Origin of the sequence: Pseudonocardia kujensis (assembly GCF_021283305.1) — a bacterium.
Taxonomy (GTDB): domain Bacteria; phylum Actinomycetota; class Actinomycetes; order Mycobacteriales; family Pseudonocardiaceae; genus Pseudonocardia; species Pseudonocardia kujensis.
In genome coordinates, this window is the sequence record NZ_JAJSOK010000060.1 from 41,594 (window position 1) to 48,468 (window position 6,875).

General features: G+C 75.0%; 8 protein-coding genes. 3 read left to right on the top strand and 5 right to left on the bottom strand.

What is annotated here, in order from left to right; genetic code table 11:
• Positions 1-2 precede the first annotated feature (2 nt).
• Positions 3-932 (top strand): 4Fe-4S dicluster domain-containing protein, encoded by a 930-nt coding sequence (locus LWC35_RS30065; RefSeq protein WP_232873668.1) that lies wholly within the window; start codon positions 3-5, stop codon positions 930-932.
• Positions 932-2,068, top strand: coding sequence for an NrfD/PsrC family molybdoenzyme membrane anchor subunit (gene nrfD, locus LWC35_RS30070; protein WP_232873660.1), 1,137 nt, complete (start codon positions 932-934; stop codon positions 2,066-2,068). Before LWC35_RS30065 ends, nrfD begins: the two co-directional genes overlap by 1 nt.
• A gap of 80 nt (positions 2,069-2,148) precedes the next feature.
• Here nrfD and LWC35_RS30075 read toward each other — a convergent pair whose 3' ends face one another.
• The 5 genes from LWC35_RS30075 to LWC35_RS30095 all read right to left on the bottom strand — a co-directional run bounded on the left by LWC35_RS30075 (position 2,149) and on the right by LWC35_RS30095 (position 5,545).
• Complete coding sequence (locus tag LWC35_RS30075) at positions 2,149-2,529, bottom strand: phage holin family protein (protein WP_232873661.1); 381 nt, start codon at positions 2,527-2,529, stop codon at positions 2,149-2,151.
• Positions 2,530-2,572: 43 nt separating this feature from the next.
• The gene (locus tag LWC35_RS30080) at positions 2,573-3,106 is read right to left on the bottom strand and encodes a DUF1360 domain-containing protein (RefSeq protein WP_232873662.1); all 534 of its coding nucleotides are present in this window, start codon (positions 3,104-3,106) and stop codon (positions 2,573-2,575) included.
• A gap of 38 nt (positions 3,107-3,144) precedes the next feature.
• On the bottom strand, positions 3,145-4,767 hold the full coding sequence (locus LWC35_RS30085; protein ID WP_232873663.1) for a phytoene desaturase family protein: 1,623 nt from the start codon (positions 4,765-4,767) through the stop codon (positions 3,145-3,147).
• Positions 4,764-5,111 (bottom strand): DUF8129 domain-containing protein, encoded by a 348-nt coding sequence (locus tag LWC35_RS30090; RefSeq protein ID WP_232873664.1) that lies wholly within the window; start codon positions 5,109-5,111, stop codon positions 4,764-4,766. The genes LWC35_RS30085 and LWC35_RS30090 overlap by 4 nt, the downstream gene beginning before the upstream one ends.
• Before the next feature lie 278 nt (positions 5,112-5,389).
• Positions 5,390-5,545: a hypothetical protein gene (locus LWC35_RS30095; RefSeq protein WP_232873665.1), complete on the bottom strand. Its 156-nt coding sequence runs from the start codon at positions 5,543-5,545 to the stop codon at positions 5,390-5,392.
• A gap of 167 nt (positions 5,546-5,712) precedes the next feature.
• On the opposite strand from LWC35_RS30095, the gene LWC35_RS30100 reads away from it, so the two are divergent.
• Complete coding sequence (locus tag LWC35_RS30100) at positions 5,713-6,729, top strand: NAD-dependent formate dehydrogenase (protein ID WP_232873666.1); 1,017 nt, start codon at positions 5,713-5,715, stop codon at positions 6,727-6,729.
• Positions 6,730-6,875 lie beyond the last annotated feature (146 nt).

The window sequence follows — 6,875 nt, forward strand, 5'->3', positions numbered from 1 at the left end:
CCATGCTGGGCGACACCGACCCCGCCCACCAGGGCGGCTACGTCGACCATCCCCCGCGGATGGGCTTCTTCACCGACACCTCGGTGTGCATCGGCTGCAAGGCCTGCGAGGTCGCGTGCAAGGAGTGGAACGCCATCCCCGAGGACGGGCTGGTGTTCACCGGCATGTCCATGGACAACACCCAGGGGCTCGGCGCCGACACGTGGCGCCACGTGGCCTTCGTCGAGCAGCGCAAACCCCTGGCCGTCCAGGACCCCGGGGTGCTGCACGACGGGGTCGACGTCCTCGCCCTGGCCGCGCAGGGCTCCGGGACCCCGCCGGACCGGGCCGGGATGACCCCGACCACACCCGGGGACCCGGGCGACCTGCGCTGGCTGATGGCGTCGGACGTCTGCAAGCACTGCACCCACGCCGCCTGCCTCGACGTCTGCCCCACCGGTTCGCTGTTCCGTACCGAGTTCGGCACCGTCGTGGTGCAGGAGGACATCTGCAACGGTTGTGGCTACTGCATCCCGGCCTGCCCCTACGGGGTCATCGACCAGCGCAAGGACGACGGGCGTGCCTGGAAGTGCACGCTGTGCTACGACCGGCTGACCGTCGGGCAGGAACCGGCCTGCGCGAAGAACTGCCCCACCAACTCCATCCAGTTCGGGCCGCTCGACGAGCTGCGCGAGCGCGCCGACGCCCGGCTGGCCCGGCTGCAGGAGGCCGGGGTGTCGGACGCGCGACTGTACGGGCGCGACCCGCACGACGGCGTCGGCGGGGACGGCGCGTTCTTCCTGCTGCTCGACGAGCCCGAGGTCTACGGGCTGCCGCCGGACCCGGTGGTGACGACGCGGGACCTGCCGGCCATGTGGCGCCGGGTGGGAGCCGCCGCGCTGGTGCTCGTCGGCACCGCCGTCGCGGCCTTCGCCGCGGGAAGGAGGGTCTGATGCCCGGAAGCGACGACCGGAACGGGCCGGTCGAGCAGGCGCGGCAGGGGCCGGGCACGCCCGGGGGCGACGTCACGCGCGACGGCCTGCGCAACGTCCGTCCGGACCGCGACGCCGTCACCGGGGTGGTCGCCGGGCGGCCGCGCCGCGGCCGGCGCGGCCACGGTGGCGGTGGCGAGACCCAGCAGGTGCCCGACGCCACCTTCACCTCGTACTACGACAAGCCGATCCTCAACGCCCCGGTCTGGGAGGCGCCGGACATCGCCGGGTATCTCTTCCTCGGAGGTCTCGCGGGTGCCGCATCGCTGCTCGGGGCGGGTGCCCAGGCCACCGGGCGGCCGGGCCTCGAGCGCTCGGCGAAGGTCGGTGCCGCGGTCGCCGGATTCCTGTCGCTGGTCGGGCTGGTCCACGACCTCGGCAAACCCCAGCGGTTCCTGAACATGCTGCGGGTGTTCAAGGTGACCTCGCCGATGAGCGTCGGCTCCTGGCTGCTCGCGGGGTACGTCCCGCTCGCCGGGGCCGCCGCCGCGACGGCCGTGACCGGACGGCTGCCCCGAATCGGCGCGGCCGCCACGGCCGGTGCGGCGACGCTCGGTCCGGCCGTCGCCTCTTACACCGCCGCGCTGATCACCGACACCGCCGTCCCCGCGTGGCACGACGGGTACCCGGAGATGCCGTTCGTGTTCGTGGGCTCCGGCGCCACCGCGGCGGGCGGGCTTGGCCTGCTCGCGGCCCCGGTCGCCGAGACCGGGCCCGCGCGGGCCATGGCCCTCGCGGGCGTCGGACTGGAGCTGGCCACCTTCGAGCGGATGGAACGCCGGCTCGGGCTGGTCGGCGAGCCCTACTCCCAGGGCCGGAGCGGCGCGTACGTGAGGGTCGGGAAGATCCTTTCCGTGACGGGCGCCGTCGGGGCGGTGCTGGGCCGAGGCAGCCGGATCGCCTCCGCCGTCTCCGGCGCGGCGCTCGTCGCCGCCTCCGTCGCCACCCGCGGGGGCATCTTCCACGCGGGCCTGCAGTCCGCGAACGACCCGAAGTACACCGTCGTCCCGCAGCGGCAGCGGCTCGAGGAGGGGCGCCCGGCCACCGGGACCTCCACCACGACGCGCCCGGTCACGGCCGCGACGGGGGAACGCTGAGGAACACTGAGGAACGAGGAACACTGACCGGCCCGACGGCACCCGGGCACGGCAGGGCTGGACCGCTCCGCCCCGCCGGGTCAGGGCCGCGCCACCGCCGACGCCTCGTCGCGCACCCGGCCCACCGTGTCGCTCACCTCGTCCCGGACCCGGCGCGCCTCGGCCAGCCCCGCCGCGGCGAGCGCACCCGCGGCGCCGCCGTACAGGCCGGTCACCACCGCCGCCGACGCGGCGCGCGGCAGGACGCCGTCGAGCAGCCGCATCAGCAGCGCCGCCGACGACCCGGTCGCCAGCAGCCCGAGCAGTCCCGCCCCGCCGAGCAGCAGGCTCGCGGTGCGCGCCCGCCCGAGCTCGCCGAGCAGGTCGTCGCGCATCGCCCGGACCTCGGTGCGCACGAGCGCGCGCACGTCCTCGGTCAGGGCCCGTAGCGGCTCCTCGCGACGCGCGTTCCCCTCGGTCATCCCGGTCCCCTTCCCCGTGTCCCTCTGCGTGTCGCTCCGCCTGTCATTCCGCGGCCTGCTGGGCCGCCGAGTACGCCAGCTGCAGGAAGTCCGCGCCGGCCAGGGCGGTGAAGGTGCCCAGGACCAGCCGCGTCGACCGGGGCGCGAAGACCAGCCCGAGCGCGAAGCCCGTGGCGATCCACAGGTCGAGGCAGAACGGGCAGGTGAGCAGCTCGCCGACGCCGTGCCGAAGCGAGGAGTCCTTGCGCGGTTCCTCCATCACCTCCGCTGGCCCGGCCGTGTCCGCGTACTGCGCGAAGGGTGCGCGGAGCGGGCTGGTCACCGCATCCTTGGTGATCGTGCGGGAGAGCTTGTGGGTGGCCACGGTGAGCAGCACCAGGTCCTTCACCGACAGCGTGGGCACCGTCCGGCGGGTCGCCGCCACGATCCCCGCGACGGCGCTGACGACCGCGCCGAAGATCGCCATCACCACGACGTAGCCCCCGAGGGGGCGGTCCTGGCCCTGCCGGTACTGCTCGGCCTCCGACCGTGCGCGGTCGTCGGCGATCGCCGCGACCCTCCGTGCCGTCTCCGCCATCCGGTCCTCCCGGTCTCGCCGTCTCGTACGGTTCGCGCCTACCCGCTGACGCGCTCGTCACCCCTGCGCGACCGCTGCAGCAGCTCGATCGCGGCCGACGTCGCCGCCCGGCGCAGCAGGCCCGTCACCCCGTGCGCGCCCAGCGCCGCCCGCGCCGCGAACCAGCCGCAGGCGCCGTGCACCCCGCCGCCCGGGTGGGCCGACGAGCTGCCGAGGTAGAGGCCCGCGACCGGTGTCTCGGGCCGGCCGAGCCCGGGGACCGGCCGGAAGACCAGCTGCTGGAAGAGTTGGGCGGTGCCCCCGTTGATCGTGCCGTGCACCAGGTTCGGGTCCGCGTCCTGCAGGTCCGACGGCCGCTGCACGACCCGGTGCCGCACCCGCGCGCCGAAGCCCGGGGCGAACCGCTCCAGCACGCGCTCGGCGCGGCGGGCCAGCTCGTCGGCCGAGCCGGCGTCGTCGACCCCGCGGGGCAGGTGGGTGTAGGCCCAGGCGCTCTCCGTGCCGGCCGGGGACCGGCTCGGGTCCGCGGTGGTCATCTGCCCGACCAGCAGGAAGGGCGAGGCCGGCAGCGAGCGCGACTCGAGCTCCGCGCTCCACCGCACCAGCCCGTCCTCGCCCTGGCCGACGTGGACGGTCCCGGCCCGCCCGACCTCGGGTGCCCGCCACGGGATGGGCCCGTCGATGGCCCAGTCGAGCTTCACCACCGGGGTGTCCCACACGAACCGGTCGAGGTCGCGGTGCACCCGGGTGGGCACGGCGTCGGCCGGCAGCAGGTCCCGGTAGAGCGTCGGCGCGGCGACGTCGGCCACGACGGCGCGCCGGACGCGGACCGTGGTGCCCGCGGCGGTGTGCACCGCGCGGACCCGCCCCCCGGAGACCGCGACGTGCTCGACGCGCTCCCCCGTGCGCAACACCGCACCGGCCGCCTCCGCCCGCCGCGCCAGGGCGGACGCCAGCTGCCCGGCGCCGCCGACCGGCACCGGGAAGCCGTAGTGCTGGCCGAGCATCGCCAGCAGCCAGCCGTAGGCGCCGCTGACCGGCGACGTCGTCGGGATGTCGGCGTGCACCGCGTTGCCCGCGAGCAGCAGCCGGGCCCCCTCCCCGCCGAAGAGTTCCTCCCCCATCCGCTTCGCCGGCAGCAGCAGGAACCGGGCCAGCCGCAGCGCCTCGGCGGTCCCGAGGCGCCGCACCAGCTGCACGGGTCCGCGGACGGGCGGGAAGGTGGTGAAGAGGGTGCGCAGGAACGGCTCGCGCAGCACGTCCCAGCGGCGGCACAGATCCAGCCACGCCTCGCCGTCGCCACGGTGCTGCGCGTCGAGACCCGCCGCGGTGTCGGCCCGGTCCCGGCACAGGACGGCCGCCTCCGCCCCGTCGGGACCGAGCGGATGCGCGAGCACGGCCGGCGCCTCGGACCAGCGCAGTCCGTGCTCCTCCAGGTCGAGCGACTGCAGAACCGGGGAGGCCCGCGACAGCGGGTAGAAGGCGCTGAACAGGTCCGTCACGTACCCCGGGTGCAGCTCCGCGGAGCGCACCGCTCCGCCGAGGTGGTCCGTCGCCTCGAGCAGGCAGACGTCCCAGCCGGCGTCCGCGAGCACGGCGGCGGCCACCAGCCCGTGGTGGCCCCCGCCGACCACCGCCGCGTCGACCTCCAGGTCGGTCATCGCGTGCGGGGGTTCCGGTTCGGTGTCTGGCCGGCAACCCCGTGCCGCAACGGCTGGTTGGTGTCTGCCGTGTCGACGGGGTCGGCCGCGCCGGTGTCGGGGACCGGCGGGACCTCGGGCTGCCGCGCGGCCGGGTCGCCGCCGGAAGGCTCCGCCTCGCCGCGGGCCAGCGCGTCGCGCCGATGGGTCAGGGCCTCCAGCACCGCCGGCCGGTCCGCGTGCCCGCGCTCGTACTCGATCAGGGTGTCCAGGCCCCGCTCGTCGAGGGCGCGGACGCGGTGGACGAGGCTGCCCTCGGGCAGCTGGTCGTAGTCCGGGATCGGCAGCTCGCTCCGGTCGGTCATGGGCCGCGGGTACCGCGGATCGCGCGACCCATGCACGTCGAGCGCCGGAGGGCGCGGTGCCCGGCGCCGGGTCGTCGGGCGGCTCGGGGCGGACGCTCGAGCGCGGTGGTGTCAGCCGGTCGAGGGTGTCGCCATATGGACGTCGCGCACGTTCCACGACCACGGACTGCGGTCGGTGCGGTCGATCGCGCGCCCCGCCCACCCGGCCGGGCGCGCCTCGATCGGCCTCGAACCGGACGACGTGGGCCGGGTCCCGACGAGCGGGACCCGGCCCGACCTCAGAACCAGACCGTGCGCCCGCCCACGGGACGGCCGGTGCGGCCCAGCACCAGGAAGATCACGCCCAGGATCAGCAGGATCGCGCCGATGTAGTAGAGCAGCGACAACCCGGTGAGGAAGCCGACCACGAGAAGTATCAGTCCGAGGATGATCACGGCGTCTCCTTCGACGGCCGGGCACCCTGTGCGCCCGGTGGTGATCGCTTGTACCCGAACAGGTGATCATCCATGCGCCGGAAGGTCACGATCCGGAGACGGTGCGCGGCGTGTGCGTCCGCGCACGCCGGGGTAGTCGCAGGCACCCGAGCAGTGGAGGTACCCCCGTGAAGGTCCTCGCCGTCCTCTACCCGGACGACCACCCCGAGGAGCACCCCGACGTCCTGGCCAGCGCCGCCCGCGGCCTCGACCTCGGCGACCGACTGCGCGAGGCCGGGCACGAGCTCGTCACCACCAGCGAGACCGGCGAGGCGCTCGACGCGGAGCTCTCCGACGCCGAGGTGCTGGTCACCACCCCCTTCTGGCCCGTCTACCTCGACCGCGCACGGATCGAGAAGGCGACGGAGCTGAAGCTGGTGATCACCGCCGGCGTCGGATCCGACCACGTGGAGTCCGACGCCGCGACCGGGCACGGGATCACCGTCGCCGAGGTGACCGGCAGCAACGTGGTCAGCGTGGCCGAGCACAACGTGCTGCAGATCCTCGCGCTGGTGCGCAACTTCGTGCCCGCGCACGAGCAGGTCGGCCAGGGCCGCTGGGACGTCGCCGAGGCCGCGCAGGAGGCGCACGACCTGGAGGGCAAGACCGTCGGGATCGTCGGCCTCGGTGCCATCGGGGCCCGCACGGCGTTGCGGCTCAAAGGCTTCGACGTGCGGATGCGCTACTACGCCCGGCACCGCCGCAGCCCCGCCGAGGAGGAGATCCTCGGGGTCCGTTACGCCCGGCTCGACGACCTGGTCCGCGAGTCCGACGTGGTCTGCGCGGCTCTGCCGCTGCAGCAGGGCAGCCAGGCCCTGTTCGACGCCGACCGGATCGCGCAGATGAAGCCGGGCGCCTGGCTGGTCAACACCGCCCGGGGCGCCCTCGTGGACACCGACGCCCTGCGGGAGGCGGTGGCGACCGGACGGCTCGGCGGCTACGCCGGCGACGTCTGGTACCCGCAGCCCGCGCCCGAGGACCACCCCTGGCGGACCATGCCGCGCAACGCCATGACCATCCACTACTCCGGGATGACGATCGAGGCGCAGCGGCGGATCGCGGCCGGCGTCCGGGAGATCCTCGACGCCCACCTGGCCGGTGACCCGCCGCCGGAGGACTACGTCGTCGCCGCGCCCGGCGACTGAGGACGCACCAGGGAACCATAATGAGCCTTTCTCAGTAGCGGCGCGGTGGTGGCGGGGCGACACGCCGACGACGGTGAGTTGACCCGGAACGGGCGCAGGACCCCGGTAGAGAAGTTGGTCCTTCCACAGATCAACACTCACACCGA

Bases quoted from the DNA above. Each gene is read 5' to 3' on its own strand.
- LWC35_RS30065 (WP_232873668.1), top strand. From the start codon at position 3: ATGCTGGGCGACACCGACCCCGCCCACCAGGGCGGCTACGTCGACCAT.
- nrfD (WP_232873660.1), top strand. From the start codon at position 932: ATGCCCGGAAGCGACGACCGGAACGGGCCGGTCGAGCAGGCGCGGCAG.
- LWC35_RS30075 (WP_232873661.1), bottom strand. From the start codon at position 2,529: ATGACCGAGGGGAACGCGCGTCGCGAGGAGCCGCTACGGGCCCTGACC.
- LWC35_RS30080 (WP_232873662.1), bottom strand. From the start codon at position 3,106: ATGGCGGAGACGGCACGGAGGGTCGCGGCGATCGCCGACGACCGCGCA.
- LWC35_RS30085 (WP_232873663.1), bottom strand. From the start codon at position 4,767: ATGACCGACCTGGAGGTCGACGCGGCGGTGGTCGGCGGGGGCCACCAC.
- LWC35_RS30090 (WP_232873664.1), bottom strand. From the start codon at position 5,111: ATGACCGACCGGAGCGAGCTGCCGATCCCGGACTACGACCAGCTGCCC.